Origin of the sequence: Streptomyces dangxiongensis, from assembly GCF_003675325.1 — a bacterium.
GTDB lineage: Bacteria > Actinomycetota > Actinomycetes > Streptomycetales > Streptomycetaceae > Streptomyces > Streptomyces dangxiongensis.
The window spans coordinates 1-23,607 of record NZ_CP033073.1; the positions used below are offsets into that span (position 1 = coordinate 1).

Here is a 23,607-nt window from a genome sequence, read left to right on the forward strand (position 1 = left end):
GTGGCTCTCGTCGGTGGCGTCGGCGTAGACGCCGATGGAGCGTTTCCAGCGGATCACGGCCAGGACGGCGTTGAGTGCGTTCAAGTCGGCGGTCTGGATGTTGCGTGCGTAGGCGTCGCCTTCGGGCGCCGGCTGGGGGATGCGGTGACGGGCTGTGTCTCGGCGGCCCGGGAGGCTGGTGGTGACGCGCAGGAGTCCGCTCAGGCGGCCGTCGATCTCTTCGATGCCCATGCCGACGTCGATGAACGGTACTTCGTGGGCTTCGAGCCAGTCGATGATCACCGGTTTGCTTGCGGCGTCGTCGGAGGCGAGGAACACGAATGTCGCGCTTTCGAGGAGGTCGAGGTTGTCCTCGTCGAGGTACTGCGCACACGCGGATACCCCTCGGTGCATGTTGGAGTAGACCAAGGCAAAGTGGGCGGCCTTGTTGGGGCGTTCGCGCAGGGTGTCGAGAGTGGGGGCGCCGGGGGCGCGGAAGGCGTTGTGGTTGTCGAAGGTGTCGCCGTCGATGAGGAGGATCGAGTCGACCTCGGTCTTGGCGATCTGGTCGAGGATGTAGGTTCCGCTGCCGCCGAGGCCGACGATCACAATGCGGTGGCCTCGGAAGCGGCGGTTGACGGCCGCGATACCGGCGCGGGAGGTGGCGGTGTCACGGTAGGCGAAGGGACTGTCGTCGACGATCTCCTGCCACGCCGCGCCGGGGGTGGGAGTGGCCGTGAAGTCGAGGGCTTGCGCCTGGGCGGCGATGATCCTGGCGTACGCGGTGATCTTCGTGTACTCGTCGGGGTAGCCATCGGGACCGGGTTTGGCCGAGAGCATGAAGTTCGCCTGCATGCCCTCGGCGATTACCCGGGTCTCCGGATTGACGAGGGTTAGACGGCGGCCGTGCTCATCGCAGGGAGTGGAGCCGCCGAACCAGATGCGGTGATCAGTGCCGGAGACCAGGTGGTCTCCGCTGACGGTCATGGGGTAGGCGAGGAAACCGTGGTCGACGGTGCGGTTCTCGGTGGCATAGGGGATGTGCCGGACGATGATGTGGCCGGCGTGGAGGACGACGTCGTAGCCATCGTCGAGGAGGCGGGACAGGTCCGGGTCACGAGCGAGAAGTACGGTAGACATCGAAGATCATCCCCTCCTTCACCCGGACGCTGTGGCCGGCCGTGAGGCTGCCCGATCCGTGTCCGTCGCGGCCGCGGCTGTACTGAACTGTGTAGGTGTCCTGCTCGTTCGGCTGCTGGCCGGGGTAGGCCAGGGCGACGGCCTGCTCGTAGGTGATCTCCTTGGTCTCCCAGGTGTGGGAGCGGGTGTTGACGATGATCGTGACGGGCTTGGGCCCGCGGTCCTGCGTCATGGCGTTCCTCCTGTCGCGCACACGGTGACGCGAAAGTGCATCACTGCTCGAAATGTCGAGCAGTTACACTGTACCAGGGGTGATCGAAAAGTCGAGCAGTGACGAAAATCGGGGACAGGCATGAGTGAGAGTCCGACCGTGGACGTGCAGGCCCTGCATGGGGCGCTGGATGCGGCACGCATCGAAAAGGGGCTGTCATGGCGACAGCTCGCCAAGGACCTCGGGGTGAGCGCCTCGACCATCTCCCGTATGGCCAACGGGCTGAAGCCGGACGTCACCGCATTCGCAGCCATGACGACGTGGCTGCGCATGCCAGCGGAGACCTTCTACGTAACAACCCGTGACGGATCCGTCCGGGAAGAGCCTGAGCTGGTGGCGTCACTCGTTCCCCTACTGCGGGCGCGCAGCGATCTCAGCGGCGACGACGTTGCGTACCTCGAAGAGGTGATCAGCGCCGCGGCCCGGCGGTTCCGCGCCGAGCGTGAATCCCGGAGCCACTGAGTTGCGCTGGACGCAGGCGCTGATGCGTGAGGTCGCGCAGGAGGAACGCGCCGGGCTGAGTTTGGGTCCCCTCGACCCCCTCGATCCCTACGCCCTCGCCGAGGAGCACGGAATCAAGGTGTACACCCTCGAGGGTCTGCTGAGGTTCGAGTTGCGAGACGAGGCTCTCAGCCACTTCACCGTGCAGAGCTCCTCGTCCTGGTCTGCCGCTCTGGTGCCTCTCGGCAGTGCGCGAGTGATAGTGGAGAACGAGTCCCACAAGCTCGTCAGGCGTCGCTCCAACATCGCCCACGAGCTCGGGCACCACCTGCTGGAGCACTCCTTCGACGGTGTGGTGCTCGGCGAGGACCACAATCGCCAGTTCGACCCCGTGCAAGAGAAGCAGGCCACCTTCATGGCCGGCGAACTACTGGTTCCGCTCATCGCAGCACAGCGCATGGCCTACCGCGGCTGGGACAACGAGCGTGTGGCCAACACCTACGGAGTCAGCGAGCAGTTCGCTCAAATGCAGATGAAGGGACCGCGGGTTCGGGCCGAGCGGGCCGCCAGGAAGTATGGGTTCGCCTAACCTCTTCAGACCTCGACGGGGCAGAGGCTCACTCCATGCCGCGACCTCGGTTCGAAACCGAGGTCACGGGACGGCGTCCGAGGGCCGCCCGGCTGAAGTGGTGCCCGTCGCCGTTGTAGTGGGCAACGCTGGCCGGCGCCTGTTGCGGCGGCCGCGGCCCGGCCTCAGGCCCCACTCCGTGGGATTTTGCCGCCCGACCGTGTCCTCCTTGAGACCGATGGCCCGTTCGCCCGTCACAACAGGCACCCCGCTCGACCGGCAGACCTCCGACGTCGTCGCCCGCCTCGCCACCTGCTGGGCGCTGACACCCGAACAAGCCGCCCGGCACATCTGCGGCAACCAACAGCGTTTCCTCGGCGCCACTGGACTTCCCCAATGACCGCAGCGTCAAGCGCCTCCTACGCCCCGTTCCTCACGGTCGCGGCTGGGCGCTGAGCAACCACAGCGTGGGAATCCGAGCGGACCAGTAAGCGCGAAGGTCACTGGTGCGGGCCTCGGGTGGCGCCGCACCGATCGCCCTTGGGCGGTGGGTCGCCTCAGTGGCTGTCTATCTCACCTGGTGGTCGCCCGGAGGGAGGATGAAAGGGTGCAGTCATGCCTCTCATGCAGCCTTTCGCTTCCGATTGGGACCGCCCGGCCTCGCAGGACTCCGAACAGTGGAACTGGCTCGCGGTCGAAATAGCCGAGATCCGGCGATGTGCCGAGGCAGGCGACCAAGCACACGATCGCCTTGCCCTCCTCCTGGACCATCTAGTCGAGGTGATCATCGGCCGTGAGGTCAACGCCCAACTGGCCTTCCAAATCCCCGACAGCACCATCGAAGAGATGTGGAAGTTCCGTGACAGCGGCGGGCAGCTCGACGGACAGCTGAGTCAGCTGATCGACCAGCATGTAGGCCCGGACCGACGGGCAAAGATGGACAACCATCTGGACCAGAAGACCAAGTTCCTGAGGCAGCGGGGCGTGCTGACGGACCACGAACGCGACGTACTCGACCGGCTGCACGAATACCGCAACGCGGCCTACCACCGCGACACCCTGGAACCCGACCTGATCGCAGACCTCGTACTGGCCTACCGGGTGTTGGCGGACGAACTCCTCAGCCGACACAAACCGATCGCCTGGGTCATGGCTTCATCGGACCCCGCCCCCATCGTGACGCCACACCAGCTTCGGGGCCGCCTGGCCGAAGGCGTCGACATCGATCTCACATCGATGGCCCGCCGGTTCCACGACCACGCTGCGAAGCGAGTCCAGGCTGTCTCCACAGCCGTCGCTACCGCCCAACAACTCCTCGGCTCCAAAAGCTCCGGTGAAACGGCCGTGGCCCCGCGGATGACGACATGGCGCGTATGCTGACCGGCCTCAGCGACACAGCCAAACACCTGGCCTCCTGGACGAGGCAGGCAGAGGGGTTGAAGTCCAAGACCTCGTCACTCACCGGCCTGATGGTGCCGTTCCTCAACCTGGACCGAGCCCTGAGCCGTATCGAACCGTCCGTCAAGCGCCTCGACATGATCCAAGACTGGTGGGAACAGCGTCGGATCGATGACCTCAGGGGCAAGTAGCGCCATACCCAAATGCACACACGGGCCGGCCTGCGGCGGACTCGCCACGATGGTGCTGCCTGCCGTGCCGATCGATAAGGAACGGGCATCCGATGTCCCGGCCGACCACGCCCTGAACCGCCGCACAGCACACCGCTCGCAGCCACGTCTCCCCCAACACGGCCGCTGCCCCTACACACACCGCATAGCTCGACAAACACGCCCAGCCCTCACCATCAAGCGGGCCCTCACCGTGATCGTCAGTTGATGGAGTACGCCCTGACCCCACCCCTGGAAACGCGCGTCCTAACAAGCGAAGTCGTCTGGGGAAGTGCCGCAAATCTGTTCTGGCTGGTGCCACTATCTGCCAGCAACTGGTGCCACTAGACGCCAGTAGGCCGAACTAGGATCTCACCAGGTCAGGGCACATGGTCAAGGAATCCGGTGGTGGCAGAGAAGCGACGTGCGGCCCCTGGCACCAAGAAGACACTTCACACTCGGCATCCCCGTCACCACCCGCATGACCACCGCACAGATCACAGGCGCTGTCTGCCACACCTACACCGCGGCCAGGGTCAAGCTCGTGCTGATCGACGAAATCCACCGCCTCAACCCGCGCACCTCCACCGGCGCCGAGGCCGCCGACTGGCTCAAAGACCTCACCGAACGCGTCCCCGCGACGTTCGTTTACGCCGGCATCGACGTCACCGCCAGCGCCGTATTCTCCGGGGTGCGCGGGGCACAACTGGCCGGGCGGGCCTCCCTGATCGACTGCGGGGCGCTGCCCGCCCGCGCCGGCGAACGCGAACCGTTCCGCGAACTGATCGCCGCCCTGGAAGCTGCCCTCGACCTCACCTCGCACCGGCCGGGCACCCTGCCCAGGCTGGCGCCCTACCTGCACGAACGGACCGCCGGACGGATCGGCAGCCTGGCCCGCCTGATCCGCCAGGCCGCCATCGAAGCCATCCTGGACGGCCAAGAACGCATCACCAAACCACTGCTGGGCACCATCGCACTCGACCACCTCGCCGAAGAGCACTACCGGCCCCGCACCCCCAAACGCCGCGCCCGGCCCGCCGACCGGTGACCGCCCCACCGCGCCCCGCTCTACCAGTCGGCAGCATGTGGCCCACCCCGCCCGGCGCCCTGCACGTGAGGCCGCTGCCCCGCGAGGCCACCGCCTCCTACCTCACCCGCCTCGCAGCCGCCTACCACCTCAGTGCCACCCAACTCCTGGACGGCCTGCACATCACCGCCACCGGCACCCCAACGGGCCCGCCCGCCACCGACATCCACCTCAGCAACGAAGCCGCCCGCCGCCTGTCCGACTTCACCCGCATCCCGCCCGCACACCTCGCCCGCGCACTGCCCCGCCGGCCCCCGCCCGCCGCCATCGGCACAGCCGGCACGGCAATCGCCCGCTGGCAGCCTGTCCAGCCCGCGGTGCAGCCGCTGCCTGCGTGCACCGCCTGCACCGCTCACCGCGCCCCGCATCAAGCCGTCGCCGCATGGATCCACCCGGCACCCGACCTGCCCCGGGCTCTCATCTGCACCCGCCACCAGCAAGCCTCAAGCGACCCCAGACAGCGCACCCCCCTCGACATCCGCTCACTGCCCGAACTCACCCATGCCCGCCGTACCACCCGCCGCTCACCGACAGCGGCCTCCCTGAGCTGGGCATCGACGATCACCACCCGCTGGTACGACCACCACCAACACCTCCACCAGCGCTGGCACACCCGCCTCCACCGGCTCCGCACCGCCAACCCCCACCTCGCCTCAGGCCCGGCCTCCCCCGCCCTGACCTGCCGCAGCCTGATCACCTACCCCGAGACCCTCACCCTCGCCACAGCCCTCGACCGCCTGCCCCCGCACCCCCTGACCCGCACCCAGCAGACCGCCTTCCTCCACGACCTCGCCGACCGCCTCCACCTGCCCCGCCTCGCACCCGCCGACCACGACCTGCTCTGGCAACGCCTGGCAACCCGCTGAACCAACCCACAAACCCGTACCGCCCTGACCTCAGCAGACCGGCCGACACGTCCTCGTACCTATAGGCGCGCCAACCACCCTGCGCAAAAACCGCCGCCGCACCCAGCTCACTGCGCAACACCGAACAACCAGCTCAACCCACCAATCCACCGGCCCCGGACACCCGACCCCGCGTAGACCTCACCCACAGAGCAGACCCACCGCCCAGCACAACTGAGCAACACCAAGCCACAACCAAGATCATTAAGTAACCACGACAGCTACGCCACAGCCACCATGCGCTCGCCGCGTCCAGCGCGGCGCGGACGGCCAGGGCGCGGGCGGCGTCGTCCTGGCCCGGGTAGTGCGGTACCTGAGTAGCACGCTGGCCACGCACCGGGCCGGCGCGAGCGGCGAGCAGCAAGGGGCAGGACCACGAGCCAGCCGCGGGCCGGGGAGCCGATCACCGGACAGCGGCCCGGCAGCCGGACGGCAGACGCCGGACAAGCCGTCGAGCCCTCAGATCGGAAGCCGAGCGCCAGCCTTGGTCGAGGGCACGTGGCACCGCGCCCGGGCGGTGCCCGCAGCTGAGGCAGGTGCCGTCACACCGGGACTGTGACGGCCAAGCCGGGGCGTCCGTACCGGGGGGAGACTCACGACCCCGCGCCGAACCCTGGACATTGGCGGGCGCGCCGGAGAGGAACGGCCCTAACACCGGCCCGGCCACGGGATCTAGACGGGCGTCTAATAGCCCAGGCTCTAGACCCGGGGGTACGATGCGGAGGACTCACCGCAACACAAGTGGCCAATGGGCACGCCGTCCCGGAGAAGGCCACGAGGGGCCCGACGCCGGGGGCAACCGGCAACGGACCCCTCGCGGGGAGTACTGCAGTCACCGGGCCCGGCCGTCCAACTCGCGGCCGGGCTCACTGCTGAGCACGACCTTGCGGCGGGGTTATCCGGCTTTCTGGTCATGACCAGAAAGACCGCAGTACGTCGATGGCAACGACGATCACAGGTGCCCAGTCCACGAACGCCTGGCGCAAGGCCAGGACATGTTCGTAACAGATGCAGTGCTCGTGCTGGCCCATCGGTGCCTCACCCCACATAGCCCCAAAAAAGCCCTTGGGGAAGGGCCCTTGTCCCTGAGCGGACAAGGCGCTTCGGGGGGCCCGTGTGGTGAAGCAGCACTAAGCATAGGGCAGTTGGGAGTTGTTTCAGGGGGAGGGCTCACAACTTGTGGGCTGGTGTAGCCATCCAACCACTAGATGTGGGGATTGCCTCATGGACCGAGGCAGATACGCGTGTCGCAGCGGCTGAGTGGCCGGCGACTGCTGGAGATGCCAGGTAAGACAGCTGTCTTCCCCCGTCAGTCGAAGCGAGGAGACGCCCTGTGGGAGACGTTGAACGCCTCCCACAGGGGGGCAGTGCCTACGGTCCCACCACTACATGTGGTGTTTGCGAGTGACGAAGATGTACGTCTTTCCGCTCGTCTTCCGCCCACCGCCGGACGTCGAACCCGATCGGGGCGACCCGGCCATCGCGCTATCGGCGGGACAAGGCGAGGGCAAGCGTCACGACCAGGGTCACGCCTGCGAGCGCCGTTCCCAGGGGAGCGCCCAAGGACGGGTGCCGCCAGGTCAGGTAGGCGAGCCCGACGAAGACGAGCAGGATGACGAGCGCCAAGATCAGAATCAGCAGGGACCAGACCGCGCGGTTCGGCGCCGGGGGGCCCTGAGAATGCGGCTCCCGGGGGGGTCTGTCAAACGAGCGGTGTAACTGGGTTGTTGGAGTTACTGGCGGGCTGCAGAGAGGCGGCCGTCGAAGGTGATGTCGAAGGCATTGAGTGCGGTCTTCCAGCGCATGGTCCAGCGGGCTTGTCCCTTGCCGGTGGGGTCCAGGGACATGATGGCCATGTAGACGCACTTCAACGCGGCCTGCTCGTTGGGGAAGTGCCCGCGGGCCTTGACTGCCCGCCGGATCCTGGCGTTGACGGACTCGATCGCATTCGTGGTGCAGACGATGCGGCGGATCTCGGTGTCGAAGCGGAGGAACGGCGTGAACTCCTCCCATGCGTTCTCCCAGAGCCGCACGATCGCCGGGTATTTCTTGCCCCAGGCGTCGGCGAACTCGGCGAACCGATCAAGTGCGGCCTCCTCGGTTGCCGCGGTGTAGACGGGCTTGAGGACACGCGCGATCTTGTCCCAGTCCTGGCGGGCGGCATAACGAAAGGAGTTCCGCAGCAGGTGGACCACGCAGGTCTGGACCGTGGTGCGGGGCCAGACGGTCTCGACCGCGTCGGGCAGGCCCTTGAGTCCGTCGCAGACCAGCATCAGGACGTCGTTGACACCGCGGTTCTTGATCTCGGTGAGGATGTGCATCCAGTGCTTGGCGCCCTCGCCGCCGTCGCCGGCCCACAGCCCAGGATGTCCCGCCGGCCCTCGACAGTGACCGCCAGGGCCACGTGAATGGGCCTGTTGGCTACCGCGCCGTCACGGATCTTCACGTGGATGGCGTCAATGAAGATCACGGGATAGACGGCGTCGAGGGGCCGGTTCTGCCATTCGGCCATGCCGTCGAGGACCTTGTCGGTGATCGTGGAGATCGTCTGGCGGGACACCTCGGCTCCATAGACCTCGGCCAGGTGGGCCTGGACCTCGCCGGTCGTCAGGCCCTTCGCCGCGAGCGAGATGACCATCTCGTCCACGCCGGACAGACGCTTCTGCCGCTTCTTGACGATCCTCGGCTCGAAGCTGCCTTCCCGGTCGCGGGGCACGGCTATCCCGACAGGGCCGACGTCGGTAAGGACGGTCTTGGCGCGGGTGCCGTTACGCGAGTTGCCGCCGTTCTTCCCGGCCGGATCGTGCTTGTCATAGCCGAGGTGGTCGGTGATCTCACCCTCCAGAGCGGACTCCAGGAGCCGCTTGGTCAGCTGCTGCAGCAGCCCGCCCTCGCCGGTCAGCTGGAGGCCTTCGGCCTGAGCCCGGCCCACCAACTCGTCAATCAGCCGATCGTCCACAGACTTCGCCGGCACCGCCTCAGACGGCGCGACGGGTTCAGCCTCGGTCATGTTGTTGCTGGTCATCGATGCATCTTCCATGATCGGGAGTTACACCGAACGTTTTACAGTCCCGATCCTGGACATGAACGCGCTGCGGGAGGTGGGCGTTGACCGGGTGCAGGAGCCCGGGGTGCCTCTTTCACGAGTCGCCATCGCGGGAAGAGGCAGTCCGCCCGCGGGATCCCGCCGAGGCCGGCGTCCGGCGCCCCCCGGAGGGGCGAGCTGCGGACCATCGGACGTGCGGGCCGTCGTGAGCGCCGGCGCTGCCGGATCCGGTCCGGCGTGCTCGCGTGGGTGTTGTTGCATGACTTCGGTCAGGCGGCACAGGCAGCGAGCTGCACGACATCCTGGGCACCATCGCGGGTGAGGACACCCTGATGCTGATCAGCCGGAACCCGGACGGCGGGCAGGCGCCGGCGGACCATCTGCTGCGGCTGGCGCAGAACGGGCGCTGACCCGCGTGCGGGCCCGGAGCATGCGGCGGACAATGGGAATGTGATCTTCCGCCGCCGGCGAGCAATCTCCGGGCGGCGGCCGGCCGTATACAGAGGTGTGTCGGGTTTCCGGTTCCCCGTGGGCCGCCTCCCGGACGAGGCTTTGTTGTCCGGGCTGGCCACCGGCGACCCGGAACTCGCCGTCGCCTTCGTACGGAGGTTCCAGCACAGGGTTTTCGGCGTCGCCATGACGGTCATCGGCGACCGGCAGATCGCCGAGGACATCGCACAGCAGACATTCGAACGCGCATGGCGTCATGCGCAGATCTACGACTCGCGCCGCGGCTCGGTCACGACCTGGCTGACGACCATCGCGCACAACCTCGCCGTCGACGCCGTCCGCGCGCGGCGGACGGAGCCGGTGGCACCCGAAGATCTCGACGCGCTGGTCGGCGCCGTCACCGAGACCCCCGAGCGGTGGGCGCTGGCCGACGAGGCCTCCTCCCAGCTGCGGGCCGCCGTGGCACGGCTGCCACGGGGGCAGGCCCGTGCCCTGGTGATGGCGGGCATCTACGGAATGACGGCCCAGCAGATCGCCGACCTGGAGCAGATCCCGCTGGGCACCGCCAAGACACGGATCCGGGCGGCGATGGCAAAGCTGCGGACCACACTCGGGTCTCCGAACCGAGGCGACCATGTCCAGTGACGCGAATTGCGAGAAGCTGCGGGAACACGGCGCAGAGCTGGCCCTGGGCGTGCTCTCCGGCCGCGAGCGGGCCGAGGCGTTCGCCCATCTGGACCGGTGCGCGGACTGCCGGGAGTACGTCGAGCACCTGACATTGGTCGGCGACGGGCTGATCGGGCTGCTGCCGGACCGCGAGCCGCCCCTGGGCTTCGAGACCCGGGTGGGGCGCGCGCTGATCCGGGACGCCGCGGCACAGGAGCCGCGCCCGCCCGCGCGCGCGTCCGGCCGCCTGCCCACCGGCCGGCGCGGCCGCGGCCACCGGGCCCGGCTGCGGCTCGCGTCGATCGGGGCCGCCGCGGCGGTCGCCTGCGGGCTCGCCGGCTGGGGGATCAGCACCGCCGTGCAGGAGGTCACCGCATCGCCCCCCGCCGCCTCCGTGAGCGAGCCGATGCTGGTCGGAGACCTGACCTCGGCCGCGGACCGCGGGCAGCCCGTCGGCGAGGTGTACGCCCATCCCGGTACCTCCGGCTGGCTGTTCGTCTCCGTCGATCTCGACGGCCGGGGCACCCGGTACAGCGGCAGGGTCATCTGTCTCCTGGAGCACGCGGACGGCACGACCGTCCGGGTCGGTGACTTCGCCGTGCGGGACGGTCGCGGCGACTGGGGTGCGTCGGCCGCCGTCGACACCGCGGCGGTCTCCGGTGCCCGCCTGACCTCCTCCGACGGCACCGTCATCGCCACGTCCCGGCTGCAGGTCGGCCGCGTCGTGACGCCGGTGGACTAAAAGGCCCGGCGCCGCCCCGCCACGGCCTCAGCAGGCCTCAGCAGGGCGGGGCGGGCAGTGCCGAGCGCAGAGCGGCGGCCAGTTCGTCGACGGCGGGCCGGGACGAGGGATCGGCCCGCAGGCAGGCGTCGACGGCGCCGGCGACAGCGGACGGCAGGCGCCGCCGGGAGCCGATCGGCGGGGCGCTCCGCTCCAGCTGCGGATACCACTCGCCGGTGCTGCCGGTGCTCTCGCAGGCCCCCTCACGCCGCTCACGCCGCTCGTGCCCCGTACCCGGCCCGTCGCCGTTCTCGCCGTTCTCGGCGCTCGCGGCCCTCGCGTGGTCGTCGTCGCGGGCGAACGGCACGTCACCGCACGCGACCTCGAACAAGGTGATGCCGATGCCCCACACGTCGGCCGCGGCCGTCAGCGGCCCTCCCCGGGCCTGCTCCGGAGCGAGGTAGCCCCGCGTGCCCACCCCGGCGGGCGCGGGCCCGGGGGGCCGCGCGACACTCAGGTCCAGCACCTTCGCGTGAGCGCAGTCCACCACCACGTTGGACGGCTTGACGTCCAGGTGCAGCAGGCCCCGGCCGTGCAGGTAGTGGATCGCGGAGCACAGCTGCACCCCGAGCAGCGCCACGTCGGCGGCGCCCGGCCGGCGCCGCAACCGGTGCACGAGGTGGGACAGGGTCTCACCGGTCAGCGTCTCCAGCACGACGAGCGGTTCGGGCGACTCGAAGGTCTCGTAGGCCCGGGTCAGATGCGGATGGGTGAACTCCCGCAACCACCCGCCCTCCCGCAGCAGCCGCTCGCGCAGCCGCTTGTCGTCCCGGCGGTCGGGCCGCACGGTCTTGATCACGCACCGGCAGGCCCGTTCCTCGCTCCAGGCGTCGTAGACGTCCAGCCAGCCCGTGCGCGTCAGATGCGCCAGCACCTCGTAGCCCGGAGCCGGTTCCGCGCCCGGTGCGAGGGCGGCGGGCCGCCGCGGGGCGCAGGCGCTCACGACGGCACCGGCCGCATGGCCGCGGACCCGCTCGCGGCGTTCAGCCGGTGGAGCCGGGCGTACGACCCGCCCTGCCGCAGCAGGTCGTCGTGGGTGCCGTACTCGACGACCCGGCCGCGGTCGAGCACCGCGATGTGCGTGGCGTCGCGGACGGTCAGCAGGTTGTGGGAGATCACGATGGTCGTCCGCCCGGCCATGAGCCGCCGCAGCGGGTCCATGATCCGCCGCCCCGACCGGACGTCCAGCCCGCTGGTCGGTTCGTCCAGGAGGAGCACCGGCGCGTCCCTGTTCATCGCGCGGGCGATCGCCAGGCGCTGGCACTGTCCGCCGGAGAGCGTCCGGCCCCGCTGGCCGACCATCGTGTCGTAGCCCTGGGGCAGATGTTCGATGAAGTCGTGCGCGTCCGCCGCGCGCGCCGCCGCGACGATCTGCGCCTGCGTCGCCTCCGGCCGGCCGTAGGCGATGTTGTCCCCTACGGTGCCCTGGAAGACGAGCGTCTCCTGCAGGACCACCGCGACGTTCTCCCGCACGTCGGACAGACGCAGGTCGCGCAGGTCGGTCCCGTCGAGGCGGACCGCTCCCCGGTCGGGGTCGTAGAAGCGCAACTGCAGCTTGGCCACCGTCGACTTGCCCGCGCCGCTCGCCCCGACCAGCGCCAGCGTCTGCCCGGCCGCGACCTGCAAGGACACATCGGACAGGGCCCAGGACGAGGTGCCGGGATAGCGGAAGCCGACGCCGTCGAACTCCACGTCGCCCCGCGCGCGGCCGACCGGCCGGGCGCCCGCGGCCTCGACGACCTGCGGCCGCTGGTCCAGCAGTTCGATGATCCGTTCGGCGGAAGCGGAGGCGGCGTAGAAGACGGTGCCGAGGCGCGAGAGGCCCCGGACCGGGCTGTAGAGCTTGCCGATCAGCGCGAGGAAGACCAGCAGCCCGCCCAGTGTGAGCTGCCCCTGGGCGAGCTTCCAGGTGCCCAGGCCCATGACCGCCAGGCCGCCCGACACCTCGATCATCTCCACGACGGGTCGGTAGACGGCGTGGATCCGCGCCGAGGCCATCACCGCGTGGAACCGGCCGAGGTTCTGCGCACCGAACCGGCGCTGCTCCCATTCCTGCCGGTTGTACGCCTGCACCAGGGCCACGTTGCCCAGCGTCTCCTCGGCGATCGCGCTGATCGAACCGCTGCGCCGCCTGCGTTCCCGGGACGCCTTCTTGATCAGCCGCGAGAAGTGCCGGGCCGCACCCCAGAACATCGGCACGATGGCCAGGGCCAGGAGGGTCAGGTCCCACTGCAGGTAGAACAGCAGGCCGAGGAAGACGCCCAGCTGGATCACGTAGTAGAGGGCGTCCGCCACGCCCGAGAGCAGGAACGTCTCGACCGAGTCGACGTCGCCCGTCACCCGGGAGAGCACGTCCCCCAGCCGCCGGCGTTCGAAGAATCCGAGCGACAGCCCCTGGACGTGCCCGAAGACGGCGGAGCGGAGGGTGAGCAGGAAGCGTTCGCTGACCCAGGTGGACGTCACGTCGTCGGCGAAGCCGAGAACGCCGGAGCCGACGACGAGGCCCAGGTAGGCCGGAGCGAGCCACAGCAGTGGCCCGAGGTCACGGGGGACGAGCACGTCGTCCACCACGATCTTGAAAAGCCATATCTCCCCGGCGTCGATGGCGGGGCCGATCAGGCTGAAGAGGACCACGGGAACGAACCAGCCGCGGCCCCCGCGGGTGTACGGCCAAAACCGCCGGAACACCTCGCGCGGCGCCACCGGCGGCGGGGCCGCGACCACGGCGTCCGACGCCTCACCCACCGTCAGCAGACGCCGAAGGCCGTACGCCATGGCAGTGTTCCTCGTGGATCGACATGGATCGACGGCGAAGCGGGCCGGGTTCTTGGTTCTCCGGTCCGCTCAGCCTTCGTGCGGGGTCAGTACCGGTTGTTGTCGTGGTGGTCACCGTGCCCGTGACGGCCGCCGTGGTCGCCGCGGCCCTCACGGTCACCATGTCCGTGACGCCCGCCGTTGCCGCTGCGGTCGTCGTTGTTGGACGTGTCGTTCCCGTGGTCGCGGTGCCTGGCGGGCATGAGGTTGCTGAAGATTGCCATGGCTTTCCTCCTGAAACTTGCAGCACTTGGGATACGCCTCAGAACAGAATTTGGATTGCCCTCCGGGACAAAAGTGAAAAAAATAGGCGACGTCGGTTCTGTCGTCTCAGCCGGGCCGCGCCGCCAGCCCCCGGTGCACCGCACCTCGTCGCCCCCCCCGGGATCAGCAGCGCCTCCACGCCGGGCAGTGACTCCAGCCCCGCCGGCCAGGCCCGCGATCCCATCGCGAACGCCGCGCTCCCCCAGCAGTCCACCCAGGCCAGCAGGGGCCCACCACCCTCACCGAGACCAGGCCGGTCACCGCCGGCCTGCCCGTACGCGGATCCACGATGTGCGCGCCCCGCTCCGCCGTACCGGACGTAGCCACCGACCGCCGCCCTCGCCTGCGTCCCCTCCATGCAGTCCCTGCCCGCCCACGCCACCGCCGCCACCGTCAGCGGCGGGTACGTGCGGTGGCTGTACCACAAGGTCAGGACCCACGATCTGCGCCGCACGCTCACCAGGCTGGACGGAGCAGGAGCAGAACGAGGTCGCCGCGCTGCGCGAGCGGGAACGCGACCTCACCACCGCGATCACCACACACGCCTCCTGGAACGACGTCGCAGGACCCGAACGGCTCGATGCCCACTCCCAGCTCAAGCACGCCCTCGCACGCAAGGACCCCGAGGGCCAGGAAGCGGCGTAGCCGTGGCCGACACGCCACCCGGGCCCGGAGCCACCACCCATCACCGTGGCCCTCCCCGACGGGGCAGGAATTCCCCAGGGATCGGAGAGTGGCACGCCGGCCGAGAATCACAAAAACGCAACACAACAGCACTACCAGCAGCCTAACTGGCACCACACGTGCCGCACCACCACCTAAGCGGACGACAGACGTGCCCGCGTGCGAGCGTGAACTCCCGACGGGCGTGGTCTCCCAAGTCCCCCGGTAGTCCATGATTCCCCTCCGTGTCCGGTCGGCGTCCCCGCGGCTAGGGTCACCGGAAGATCACCAAGGGCGCCCTCCGCCGTCGCCCTCTTCCCCCTCTTCCGACGACCACGAAAACGAGGAGCCCCATGCGTCGACTCGTCGGCCGCACCGCCGTCATCACTGGTGCCGGCAGCGGCATCGGCCTCGCCACCGCCCGCCGCCTCGCCGCCGAGGGCGCCCACGTCGTCTGCGGCGACATCGACGAGCGGGCCGGGGAGGCGGCCGCCGAGGCCGTCGGCGGCACCTTCGTCAAGGTCGACGTCACCGACCCGGAAGAGGTCGAGGCGCTCTTCCGCACCGGCTTCGAGACCTACGGCTCCGTCGACATAGCCTTCAACAACGCGGGCATCTCGCCGCCCGAGGACGACTCCATCCTCACCACCGGCCTGGAGGCGTGGAAGCGGGTCCAGGAGGTCAACCTCACCTCCGTCTACCTGTGCTGCAAGGCCGCCCTGCCCTACATGCGGCGCCAGGGCAGGGGCTCCATCATCAATACCGCCTCGTTCGTGGCCCGCATGGGCGCGGCGACCAGCCAGATCTCGTACACCGCCTCCAAGGGCGGCGTCCTCGCGATGTCCCGCGAGCTCGGCGTCCAGTTCGCCCGCGAGGGCATCCGCGTCAACGCCCTCTGCCCCGGCCCCGTCAACACCCCGCTGCTCAAGGAGCTGTTCGCCAAGGACCCGGAGCGGGCCGCGCGGCGGCTCGTCCACATCCCGGTGGGCCGCTTCGCCGAGGCGGACGAGATCGCGGCGGCCGTCGCCTTCCTCGCGAGCGACGACTCCTCGTTCGTCAACGCCACCGACTTCCTGGTCGACGGCGGCATCTCGGGCGCGTACGTGACTCCGCTGTAGGCAGACGCGGGCAGAACCCCGGGACGGAGAACAATCACCATGGTCAGAACCGGGGAGTCGCTCCCGGCAGCGCCCCTGCCCGGCGCGCGGTCCGGCCCCCGGGCCGCCCAGGACCGCGCCCGGCGCATCCGCCGCCGTCTGGAGCGTCTCCTCGGCGCCCCCATGACGGACCACAACCAGATCCTCCCCCTGCGCAACGGGGACGAGATCTTCCCGGCCATGCTCGGGGCCATCCGCGCCGCCCGCCGGACCATCGATCTCGTGACGTTCGTGTACTGGCGCGGGCACATCGCCCGGGACTTCGCGGAGGCCCTCGCCGAACGGGCCGCCGCGGGCGTCAGGGTCAGGCTGCTGCTCGACGGCTTCGGCAGCCGGCTCATCGAGCGGGCCTGCCTCGCCCGGATGACCGCCGCCGGGGTGGACGTGGCCTGGTTCCGGGCGCCGCTGCGGCTGTCCCCCTTCAAACAGAACCACCGCTGCCACCGCAAGGTCCTCGTCGTCGACGAGACCACCGCCTTCACCGGCGGCGTCGGCATCGCCCAGGAATGGACCGGCGACGCCCGGCACACGGGGGAGTGGCGCGAGACCCACTTCCGGGTACGGGGACCCGCCGTGGACGGCCTCGCCGCCGCCTTCTCCCAGAACTGGGCCGAATGCCACGACCGGCTCTTCGACGAGCGTGACCGGTTCATGGACCAGTCGTCCGCCGGCCGCTCGGCGGTGCAGGTGGTGCGGGGCTCGGCCGGCATCGGCTGGCAGGACATACGGACCCTGCTGCGGGTGGTGCTCGAATCCGCCGAGGAACGCGTCAGGCTCACCACCGCCTACTTCGCGCCCAACGACGAATTCGCCGGACTGCTCGGGGCCACCGCGCGCCGAGGCGTCGAGGTGGAGCTCCTGGTACCGGGCCGGCACACCGACAAGGCGGTGTGCCGGCAGGCAGGCCGGCGCCTTTACGCGGGCCTGCTCGACGCCGGCGTACACATCTGGGAATACGGGCCGACGATGATGCACGCCAAGGTGCTCACCATGGACGGCACGCTGTCGGTGATCGGCTCCGGCAACCTCAACCGGCGCTCCCTCGACCACGACGAGGAGGTCATGCTCGCCGTCCTCGACGAGGAGCTGGTCGCCGTCCTCGACGCACACTTCGACCAGGACCGGGCGGTGAGCGAGAGCATCGCCCCGGGGACCTGGGCCGCCCGTCCCTGGTCGCACCGGCTCAAGGAGCGCTCGGTGGTGCCCGTACGCCGGTTCCTCTGAGGAAGCCGTGCGTCCCGTCCCCAGAACCGGGGACGGGACCGGGGCCTGGCTGGTGGCGTGTCACGCAGCCTCGGCCGGGTGACAAGCCCCTAGTACTGCAACGGTCTATGCCGTGACTGTCGGCCAGGTCGTTCGTTGATGTGGTTATGGGTGGGGACCTTGCTGATGTCAGGCTGTGGGCGGGTGAGTTGGACCGGTTGCAGGAGCGGTTCGTGCATCGGTTCAACAGGACTGAGCCGCGGGAGACGGCGCTTGCCTACATGCGAGGGCTGATCGCTCCGCTGGAACGGAAGAACGGCTGGGTGCGCCACGAGGCGCTATGTGACCGAGTGGAGGTGTGAGACCTCTACCGCCGGGCCGTCGCAACGGCCGGGTAGAAGCTGAGGGCAGTCCGGGCCGGGGAACGCCGGTGAGGATGGGAAGCAGTTCTGACAACGCCAGGACGGCGCGGAACTGCTAGAGCGTGTCTCTTTGATGGATTGGTCAGTTGATCGGATGTGTCTGTCCGATTAGTGATCACCGATGCGATGTGGGACCGGATCGAGCCGCTGATGCCGGCCGATCCGGTCCGCGGGCGGCGTTGGGCCGATCACCGCCGAACGCTCGAGGCCATCGCGTGGAAGTACCGCACCAACTCGCCCTGGCGAGACCTTCCCGACGAGCTCGGCTCATTCCAGACCGCTCACAAACGGCTGATCAGATGGGCCGTCGACGGCACCTGGGAGATGATCCTCGCCGCTGTCCTGGCGGCAGCGGACGCCGATGACGACCTCGACTGGACGGTGTCGGTGGACTCCACGGTCGTGCGGGCCCACCAGCACGCTGCCGGAGCACGCAAAAGGGGGCGACGCGCCCGGGAGAGCCCGCCGATCACGGGCTGGGACGCTCGCGCGGCGGGCTGAGCACCAAGGTCCACCTGGCCGCAGACGGCCACGCACGACCCCTGGCCTTCACACCGCAGGCCAAGCAGGTGACGCACCCGCCTTCGAGACGTGATGTCCCGCATCCGCGTACCTCGTCCCGGCCCGGGAAGGCCCAGGACCCGGCCCCTGGCCGTCCTGGCCGACCGCGCGTACTCCTCACGCGCCATCCGCGCCCACCTGCGGCGCCGGGGCATCCGTGCTGTCATCCCGCAGCCGTCCGACCAAGTCGGCCACCGTCTACGGCGAGGCCGACTCGGTGGCCGTCCGCCCGGCTTCGACAGCGAGGCATACAAGCAGCGCAACAGTGTCGAGCGGTGCATCAACCGCCTCAAGCAGTGGCGCGGCCTGGCCACACGAACCGACAAGCTCGCGATCGCCTACCAGGCCGCACTCCACCTCGCGGGCATCCTCATCTGGAGCCGACGCTGACCAAAGAGACAGGCCCTAGACGCCTCGGGTCCGGCAAGCAAGGCCAGAAGGCGTACGAAAAGGAATCCGTGTAAAGCCCCGTAAGTCTTGTCACCGGGCTCCAATTGGCGGAAATGGGCCCGGGGTGCAGTGCGTGACCGTTCGCTTCGGCAGGGGCGGTCAATTCCGAAGCCGGTCTCCAACTGCCGGTGGGGAGGCCACGCTGAAGGTCTGCGGCGTAGGCGTGGTGATGCTGCCGGGGTAGTAGCGGGACGCCGGCCTGGCCGATCTGCACATGGTGAACGTGGGAACCGCCTGCGGTCGCCCTTCCCCTCCGGACAGCCGGTCCGGCGAGGAGGGCTGGCCCGTTGCCGGCTGAGGGCCGCAGGGGGGACGGAGGCCCCGCAGTAGTCCGAGCGAGGAAAGCTCCGTGCACGGCGAAGGGGGCCAGCAAGTCGGCAGGGAGGATGCTGCAATGCCGGGAGGCCGCCGGTGAATACCGACGCGCTGGAGTTCGCGCTGCCCAAGGCCGAGCGCCGGGTACTGGAGATGCAGACCAAACTGCACTGTTGGGCGACCGACGATCGTGATCGGCGGTTCGATGACCTGTTCGATCTCGCTGCCGATCCCGCGTTCCTGCTGGTCGCGTGGGATCGGGTGAGGAGGAACAGGGGCGCTCGCTCGGCCGGAGTGTGGCTGCCCCGTCGCAGACGGTGGCCGGTCTGGTCCGAAGGCTGCGGGATGACCGCGCGGATCTGTCGGCGGCGCAGGTGGCCGTGGATCGCGCGGGATGAGTAGGCGCGGTCGGCCAGGACCGTGATGGGGCGGGTCCGGGGCCGGCCGGGGCCGGTTCTCGGCACCCGGATGCGGGCCATGACCGTCTCGAAGGCGGGCGCGTCGCCGGCCTGGCCGGCTGTGACGGCCAGAGCCAAGGGCGCCGCGCGTGGCTGTCCGCGGCGAGGCGGATCTTGGTGCTCAGCCCGCCGCGGGAGCACCCGAGTGCGTGGTCGGCCGGCTCGTCGCGGCCTTCGGACCCTTTTTGAGTGCTGGCGGCGTGCTGGTGGGCCCGGACGGCGGTGGAGTCCACCGACACGGTCCAGCCGATGTCGTCGACGGCGTCCGCTGCCGCGAGGACGGCGGTGAGGATCTTCTCCCAGGTGCCGTCGACGGCCCACCTGATCAGCCGCTTGTGGGCGGTCTGGAACGAGCCCAGCTCGTCGGGCAGGTCCCGCCAGGGGGAGTTGGTGCGGTACTTCCACGCGATGGCCCCGAGCGTGCGGCGGTGGTCGGCCCACCCCCGTCCGCGAACCGGATCGGCCGGCATCAGCGGCTCGATCCGGTCCCACATCACATCAGTGATCACTGATCGGACAGGCACATCCGATCAACTGATGAGCCCACCAAAGAGACACGCCCTAGCGGTCCAGGGCGTTGCCCAGGATGCGGTCCGCGATGCCGTTCCGCAGGGAGGCCACGGGCGAACTGTCCGGCTTGTGCAGGGCCTGCTCGCGGAAGCAGTCGAGGAACTCCCCCGCGATCCCGAGCCGCGGCCAGCGCTTCAGCACCTCCGCCTTGAACTCCGTCGGGAAGTCGTCCGTGTGCCGCCCGGATATGTCCATGCTGGTCGACCGCTCGAGAAGGAAGCCCTCCGGGTCGGCGGCCACGTCGACCTCGTCCAGCATGTGCGCGACGACCGCCTCCACCAGGCGCTCGCGCCGCGGCACCGGCCAGCCGGCCCCGGCGCCGTACACCCACGCCACGTGCCCGCTCGCGTGGTCGAAGCCCACCGTGCGGTTGTCGAACTCGCTCACCAGGCCGATGTCGTGGAACATCGCGGCCACCCACATCAGTTCGGGGTCGAAGCCGATGCCGTGCTCGGAGCCGTAGGCCGCGGCCCAGACGTAGGCGCGGACCGAGTGGTTCAGCAGCGCCGGGGAGCAATACGCGCGGGCGACCTCCAGAGCCCCCGCGCAGGCGGGGGTGTCCGGGATCTTCGGGATGTCATGAGTCATGGGCCGAGTATCACCCGGGTCCGCGGCCCCGGCCGGTGCCGCTGGCATTCACCTGACGTGGCCGGGACGGCTGTCAGGAGGATTCCCGACACCACAGGAGCACCGCGGTTGACCACATTGGACGGGTGGACCGCCGAGGGTCCCGCCCACCCGCCGCCCCCACCGCCGAGGAGTGCTCAGCGTGGCCCCTCCTGTGACCGTCTCCGAGCGCCGGGAGATCGCGCGCCTTCTCTTCGAGTCCGCCCGCGACCTGGGCCGGGCCGGCGTCGTCGCCGATGACTTCCTGAAGCCCATGCGGCCCCACGTCCCCGAGGACGTGCTCGCCGCGCTGCGCCCGCACCTCCGGCAGCCCGACCGCCGCACCGGGGTCAGCACCATCCCCGGTCTCCTCGCGGAGTTCGACGGCATGGAGCCGACGCCGGTCCGCTGGGGCCTGCCGCAGACCGAGCGGACCCGCACGCTCGATCTCGCCCTGACCGTCGTCGCCTTCGCGCTCGGTGAGCCGTTCGCGTGGGCCGGACAGCAGGAGGGCCGGCTCGTGCACGACATCGTGCCGACGCCCGGATCCGAGGACAAGCAGGTCGGGGCGAGCAGCCTCACCACCCTGGAGTGGCACACGGAGGACTCCTTCCACCCGGAGCGGGCGCAGGCGCTGATGCTGTACTGCGTCCGCAACCCCGACGGGGTGGGCAGCCGGGTCTCCTCGATCCGTGACACCGGCCTGTCCGAGGAGCGGCTGGACATCCTACGCCGCCCCGAGGTCGTAATCCTGCCGGACGACTCCTACCCCGCCACCTGGAAGGGGCGGGACTGCGGGACCGGGCAGGGCGGGGTGCGCACCGTGTGGGACGCGGAGGACGGACCGTGCGTCCGCTACGACCCCGCGTACTCGCGCTTCCTCACCGACGACCCGGACTTCCACGAGGCGTACAGGGCGCTCGGCGAGGCCCTGGAGAAGAGCAGTGTCACCGTCGGGATCGAACCCGGCGACATCCTGCTGATCGACAACGACCTCGCCGTCCACGGGCGGGCCCCGTTCCGCCCGAGCTACGACGGCACGGACCGCTGGTTGAAGCGGCTCCAGCTGCGGTTGCCCCGCCCCCGGCCCGCAACCGAGGCGGCGGAGACGGGCTACGGCCAGCGGCCCCTGAACGTCGGCGCCCCCGGCACCGTCGCAGCCCCCGGTACCACCGGCACCGTGTGAGCTCGTCAGGGGAAGTCCCGACAATACAGCCGCCGCCGCAGCGGACAGGTTGGACCGGTCGTCACAACCTGCTGGAGGTCCACACCGTGCTTGCTGATCCGGGGTCGGAGACGACCCATCTCGTGGTCATCAACGAAGAGTTGCAGTACTCGATCTGGCGTGCCGACGCCGGACTCCCGCCCGGTTGGACCGCCGAGGGCACCTCGGGCACGCGCGAGGCGTGCCTGGCGCACATCGACGCCGTCTGGACCGACATGCGGCCCCTGAGCGTGCGCCGGGCCATGGAACCGACTCCTTCCGCCTGACCGTTCACGATCGAGGAGAGACCTTCGATGCAGTTCTCGCTCTCGGCCGAGCAGCGTCGGCTCCTGGACCAGATGCTCGACGACTCCGGTGTCGGGCAGGCCGCCGACCGCATCGGGCCGCGCACCGGCGCCCCGGACCGCGCCCCCCTTTCCTTCGGCCAGGAACGCCTGTTCCTGGTGGACCGGCTGCAGCCCGGTTCGCCGATGTACGTCGGCACGGGCGCCCTGCGCCTGCGGGGCAGCCTCGACCCCGATATCCTGGAGCACTGCTTCGCCCTGCTCGTGGAGCGCCACGAGGTGCTGCGTACGGCGATCGGGGAGTCGCCCGAGACCGGCGAGCCGGAGCAGCGGATCCTCGGCTCCGACGAGGTCGCCGTGCGCGTACCGGTTCGCGAGGTGACCCATGACGAGCTGCACCGGACGGTGACCGAACTCGCCTCCGAGGGCTTCGACCTGTCCCGGCCGCCGCTGCTGCGCGCGGTGCTGCTGAAGGTCTCCGACGCCCCGGAGCCCGAGTGGACGCTGGTGCTGTCGGTCCACCACATCGTCGTCGACGGCTGGTCCATGGGCCTGCTGATGGCGGAGCTGGGGGAGGCCTACGCCGCACTGTCCCAGGGCCGTACGGCCGGCCTGCCCCCGCTGGCGCTGCAGTACGCGGACTTCGCCGCCTGGCAGCGCGGCACCCTGGAGCAGGGCCTGCTCGACAAGCAGCTCCAGTACTGGCGGGAGACGCTGGACGGTGTCCCCATGGTCGACGTGGCGGCCGACCGGCCGCGGCCCGCGCAGCGCAGCTACGCCGGTGGCACCGTGCCGCTGCGGCTTCCCGCGTCCGTCGTGAAGGGGCTGCGCGCCCTCACCGACGAGGCGCAGGCGACCCTCTTCATGGCACTCGTCGCCGGCTGGTCGGTCGTCCTCGGCCGCTGGTCGGGTGAGAACGACGTGGTTGTCGGCACCCCGGTCGCCGGCCGCCGCCGAGCCGAACTCGAGTCCACCGTCGGCTTCTTCGTCAACACCCTGCCGCTGAGGGTGGGCCTGAAGCCCGATGACGACTTCCGGGCGCTGCTGCGGCGCACCCGGGACGTGTGCGTGGACGCGTACGCGCACCAGGACGTGTCCTTCGAGCGGATCGTGGCTGAAGTACCCGCCGAGCGGGACGTGTCCGGCCAGACCACCCTCGCCCGGCACTGGCTGGTCCTGCACAACACACCGCCACTGGCGTTCTCCGTGCCCGGCCTGGAGGCCGAGCTGCTGCCGTCGCTGGTCGGCACCGTCCGCTGCGACCTCTCCGTCCAGCTCGCGCCCGAGGAGGACGGCGGGCTCGACGGCCGGCTGGAGTACTCCACCGAGCTCTTCGACCGGGACACGGCCGACCGGCTGGCCGCCGCCCTCACCTCTGTCCTGACCGCGGCGGCCGAGACCCCCGGCGGGATGGTGCGGGAACTGCCTGTGATGCCCCGGGAGGAGTACGAGCAGGCCGTGAGCACGCTCGCCTCGGAGCGCGCCGTGGAGACGGAACACGCCGACGTCGTGGCCTGGTTCGAGGCGCAGACCGACCGTACTCCCGACGCCACCGCCGTGATTGCGGACGGGGGCGGGGACGCGGCCGGGGCCGTCGCCGGGGAGACCCTCACATACGCGGAGCTCGACGGCCGGGCCAACCCGGGTGGCGCACCTCCTCGCCGGACTGGGCGT

The 23,607-nt window shown here is 69.9% G+C and carries 19 protein-coding genes and 8 pseudogenes; 18 read left to right on the forward strand and 9 right to left on the reverse strand.

Annotation, left to right across the window (positions count from 1 at the left end):
- On the reverse strand, window positions 1-1,119 hold a 1,119-nt coding region (locus tag D9753_RS00295; RefSeq protein ID WP_163010557.1), incomplete at its 3' end, for a ThiF family adenylyltransferase.
- Window positions 1,094-1,351 carry a multiubiquitin domain-containing protein gene (locus tag D9753_RS00300; protein ID WP_121785212.1) on the reverse strand — a complete coding sequence of 86 codons (258 nt, stop codon included), beginning with the start codon at window positions 1,349-1,351 and terminating at the stop codon, window positions 1,094-1,096. The genes D9753_RS00295 and D9753_RS00300, both read right to left, overlap by 26 nt.
- A 138-nt stretch (window positions 1,352-1,489) precedes the next feature.
- Between D9753_RS00300 and D9753_RS00305 the strand changes: the two genes are divergently transcribed.
- The 7 genes and pseudogenes from D9753_RS00305 (at window position 1,490) to D9753_RS00330 (ending at window position 5,959) form a co-directional block, all read left to right on the forward strand.
- Window positions 1,490-1,852, forward strand: coding sequence for a helix-turn-helix domain-containing protein (locus tag D9753_RS00305; protein WP_240467961.1), 363 nt, complete (start codon window positions 1,490-1,492; stop codon window positions 1,850-1,852).
- A 1-nt stretch (window position 1,853) separates the two neighbouring features.
- Window positions 1,854-2,420 carry an ImmA/IrrE family metallo-endopeptidase gene (locus tag D9753_RS00310; RefSeq protein WP_205614014.1) on the forward strand — a complete coding sequence of 189 codons (567 nt, stop codon included), beginning with the start codon at window positions 1,854-1,856 and terminating at the stop codon, window positions 2,418-2,420.
- Window positions 2,421-2,637: 217 nt separating this feature from the next.
- Window positions 2,638-2,799: a hypothetical protein gene (locus tag D9753_RS36230; RefSeq protein ID WP_163010558.1), complete on the forward strand. Its 162-nt coding sequence runs from the start codon at window positions 2,638-2,640 to the stop codon at window positions 2,797-2,799.
- Window positions 2,800-3,014: 215 nt separating this feature from the next.
- Window positions 3,015-3,779: a hypothetical protein gene (locus tag D9753_RS00315; protein WP_121785214.1), complete on the forward strand. Its 765-nt coding sequence runs from the start codon at window positions 3,015-3,017 to the stop codon at window positions 3,777-3,779.
- Window positions 3,764-3,988, forward strand: a complete 225-nt coding sequence (locus tag D9753_RS00320; protein WP_121785215.1) for a hypothetical protein — start codon at window positions 3,764-3,766, stop codon at window positions 3,986-3,988. Before D9753_RS00315 ends, D9753_RS00320 begins: the two co-directional genes overlap by 16 nt.
- A gap of 475 nt (window positions 3,989-4,463) precedes the next feature.
- Window positions 4,464-5,054: pseudogene (locus D9753_RS00325) on the forward strand (ATP/GTP-binding protein); the annotation flags it as partial.
- Between the two features lie 35 nt (window positions 5,055-5,089).
- Entirely contained in the window at window positions 5,090-5,959 is an 870-nt protein-coding gene (locus D9753_RS00330) for a TniQ family protein (protein WP_121785216.1), read from the forward strand.
- A gap of 1,772 nt (window positions 5,960-7,731) precedes the next feature.
- Here D9753_RS00330 and D9753_RS00335 read toward each other — a convergent pair.
- Window positions 7,732-9,008: pseudogene (locus tag D9753_RS00335) on the reverse strand (IS256 family transposase).
- Window positions 9,009-9,328: 320 nt separating this feature from the next.
- On the opposite strand from D9753_RS00335, the pseudogene D9753_RS37385 reads away from it, so the two are divergent.
- The 3 genes and pseudogenes from D9753_RS37385 to D9753_RS00350 form a co-directional block, all read left to right on the forward strand.
- Window positions 9,329-9,454 (forward strand): annotated as a pseudogene (locus tag D9753_RS37385) (arginine repressor); the annotation flags it as partial.
- 97 nt (window positions 9,455-9,551) lie between these two features.
- Window positions 9,552-10,139: an RNA polymerase sigma factor gene (locus D9753_RS00345; RefSeq protein WP_121785217.1), complete on the forward strand. Its 588-nt coding sequence runs from the start codon at window positions 9,552-9,554 to the stop codon at window positions 10,137-10,139.
- On the forward strand, window positions 10,129-10,902 hold the full coding sequence (locus D9753_RS00350) for a zf-HC2 domain-containing protein (RefSeq protein WP_121785218.1): 774 nt from the start codon (window positions 10,129-10,131) through the stop codon (window positions 10,900-10,902). Before D9753_RS00345 ends, D9753_RS00350 begins: the two co-directional genes overlap by 11 nt.
- A gap of 37 nt (window positions 10,903-10,939) precedes the next feature.
- Here D9753_RS00350 and D9753_RS37390 read toward each other — a convergent pair whose 3' ends face one another.
- From D9753_RS37390 to D9753_RS00365, 4 genes and pseudogenes are all read right to left on the reverse strand, one after another.
- Complete coding sequence (locus D9753_RS37390; protein WP_121785219.1) at window positions 10,940-11,884, reverse strand: serine/threonine-protein kinase; 945 nt, start codon at window positions 11,882-11,884, stop codon at window positions 10,940-10,942.
- The gene (locus D9753_RS37395) at window positions 11,881-13,716 is read right to left on the reverse strand and encodes an ABC transporter ATP-binding protein (protein ID WP_121785220.1); all 1,836 of its coding nucleotides are present in this window, start codon (window positions 13,714-13,716) and stop codon (window positions 11,881-11,883) included. Before D9753_RS37395 ends, D9753_RS37390 begins: the two co-directional genes overlap by 4 nt.
- 86 nt (window positions 13,717-13,802) lie before the next feature.
- Window positions 13,803-13,979, reverse strand: a complete 177-nt coding sequence (locus D9753_RS36235) for a hypothetical protein (protein ID WP_163010559.1) — start codon at window positions 13,977-13,979, stop codon at window positions 13,803-13,805.
- A 126-nt stretch (window positions 13,980-14,105) separates the two neighbouring features.
- A pseudogene (locus tag D9753_RS00365) lies at window positions 14,106-14,349 on the reverse strand (FAD:protein FMN transferase); the annotation flags it as partial.
- A 686-nt stretch (window positions 14,350-15,035) separates the two neighbouring features.
- On the opposite strand from D9753_RS00365, the gene D9753_RS00375 reads away from it, so the two are divergent.
- The 5 genes and pseudogenes from D9753_RS00375 to D9753_RS00395 all read left to right on the forward strand — a co-directional run bounded on the left by D9753_RS00375 (window position 15,036) and on the right by D9753_RS00395 (window position 19,192).
- Window positions 15,036-15,800, forward strand: coding sequence for a 3-oxoacyl-ACP reductase (locus D9753_RS00375; protein WP_121785221.1), 765 nt, complete (start codon window positions 15,036-15,038; stop codon window positions 15,798-15,800).
- 39 nt (window positions 15,801-15,839) lie between these two features.
- Window positions 15,840-17,063 carry a phospholipase D-like domain-containing protein gene (locus D9753_RS00380; RefSeq protein WP_121785222.1) on the forward strand — a complete coding sequence of 408 codons (1,224 nt, stop codon included), beginning with the start codon at window positions 15,840-15,842 and terminating at the stop codon, window positions 17,061-17,063.
- Between the two features lie 146 nt (window positions 17,064-17,209).
- A pseudogene (locus D9753_RS00385) lies at window positions 17,210-17,377 on the forward strand (IS701 family transposase); the annotation flags it as partial.
- A gap of 183 nt (window positions 17,378-17,560) precedes the next feature.
- Window positions 17,561-18,415 (forward strand): annotated as a pseudogene (locus tag D9753_RS00390) (IS5 family transposase).
- A gap of 471 nt (window positions 18,416-18,886) precedes the next feature.
- Complete coding sequence (locus D9753_RS00395; protein ID WP_338058019.1) at window positions 18,887-19,192, forward strand: hypothetical protein; 306 nt, start codon at window positions 18,887-18,889, stop codon at window positions 19,190-19,192.
- Here the strand turns inward: D9753_RS00395 and D9753_RS00400 are convergent.
- Window positions 19,093-19,772, reverse strand: a pseudogene (locus D9753_RS00400) (IS5 family transposase); the annotation flags it as partial. The gene D9753_RS00395 and the pseudogene D9753_RS00400 sit on opposite strands and share 100 nt — an antisense overlap.
- Window positions 19,773-19,809: 37 nt before the next feature.
- Window positions 19,810-20,406, reverse strand: a complete 597-nt coding sequence (locus D9753_RS00405) for an HD domain-containing protein (protein ID WP_121785223.1) — start codon at window positions 20,404-20,406, stop codon at window positions 19,810-19,812.
- A 181-nt stretch (window positions 20,407-20,587) separates the two neighbouring features.
- Here D9753_RS00405 and D9753_RS00410 point away from each other — a divergent pair, with 181 nt between their 5' ends.
- The 3 genes and pseudogenes from D9753_RS00410 to D9753_RS37400 form a co-directional block, all read left to right on the forward strand.
- Window positions 20,588-21,610 carry a TauD/TfdA family dioxygenase gene (locus D9753_RS00410; protein WP_163010560.1) on the forward strand — a complete coding sequence of 341 codons (1,023 nt, stop codon included), beginning with the start codon at window positions 20,588-20,590 and terminating at the stop codon, window positions 21,608-21,610.
- A gap of 86 nt (window positions 21,611-21,696) precedes the next feature.
- Window positions 21,697-21,915: an MbtH family protein gene (locus D9753_RS00415; protein WP_121785225.1), complete on the forward strand. Its 219-nt coding sequence runs from the start codon at window positions 21,697-21,699 to the stop codon at window positions 21,913-21,915.
- 72 nt (window positions 21,916-21,987) lie between these two features.
- Window positions 21,988-23,376 (forward strand): annotated as a pseudogene (locus D9753_RS37400) (condensation domain-containing protein); the annotation flags it as partial.
- Window positions 23,377-23,607: the final 231 nt, after the last annotated feature.

Excerpts from the sequence above, each read along its gene's own strand:
- D9753_RS00300 (WP_121785212.1), bottom strand. The coding sequence starts at position 1,351 with ATGACGCAGGACCGCGGGCCCAAGCCCGTCACGATCATCGTCAACACC.
- D9753_RS36230 (WP_163010558.1), top strand. The coding sequence starts at position 2,638 with ATGGCCCGTTCGCCCGTCACAACAGGCACCCCGCTCGACCGGCAGACC.
- D9753_RS00315 (WP_121785214.1), top strand. The coding sequence starts at position 3,015 with ATGCCTCTCATGCAGCCTTTCGCTTCCGATTGGGACCGCCCGGCCTCG.
- D9753_RS00320 (WP_121785215.1), top strand. The coding sequence starts at position 3,764 with ATGGCGCGTATGCTGACCGGCCTCAGCGACACAGCCAAACACCTGGCC.
- D9753_RS00330 (WP_121785216.1), top strand. The coding sequence starts at position 5,090 with ATGTGGCCCACCCCGCCCGGCGCCCTGCACGTGAGGCCGCTGCCCCGC.
- D9753_RS00350 (WP_121785218.1), top strand. The coding sequence starts at position 10,129 with ATGTCCAGTGACGCGAATTGCGAGAAGCTGCGGGAACACGGCGCAGAG.
- D9753_RS37395 (WP_121785220.1), bottom strand. The coding sequence starts at position 13,716 with ATGGCGTACGGCCTTCGGCGTCTGCTGACGGTGGGTGAGGCGTCGGAC.
- D9753_RS36235 (WP_163010559.1), bottom strand. The coding sequence starts at position 13,979 with ATGGCAATCTTCAGCAACCTCATGCCCGCCAGGCACCGCGACCACGGG.
- D9753_RS00375 (WP_121785221.1), top strand. The coding sequence starts at position 15,036 with ATGCGTCGACTCGTCGGCCGCACCGCCGTCATCACTGGTGCCGGCAGC.
- D9753_RS00380 (WP_121785222.1), top strand. The coding sequence starts at position 15,840 with ATGGTCAGAACCGGGGAGTCGCTCCCGGCAGCGCCCCTGCCCGGCGCG.
- D9753_RS00405 (WP_121785223.1), bottom strand. The coding sequence starts at position 20,406 with ATGACTCATGACATCCCGAAGATCCCGGACACCCCCGCCTGCGCGGGG.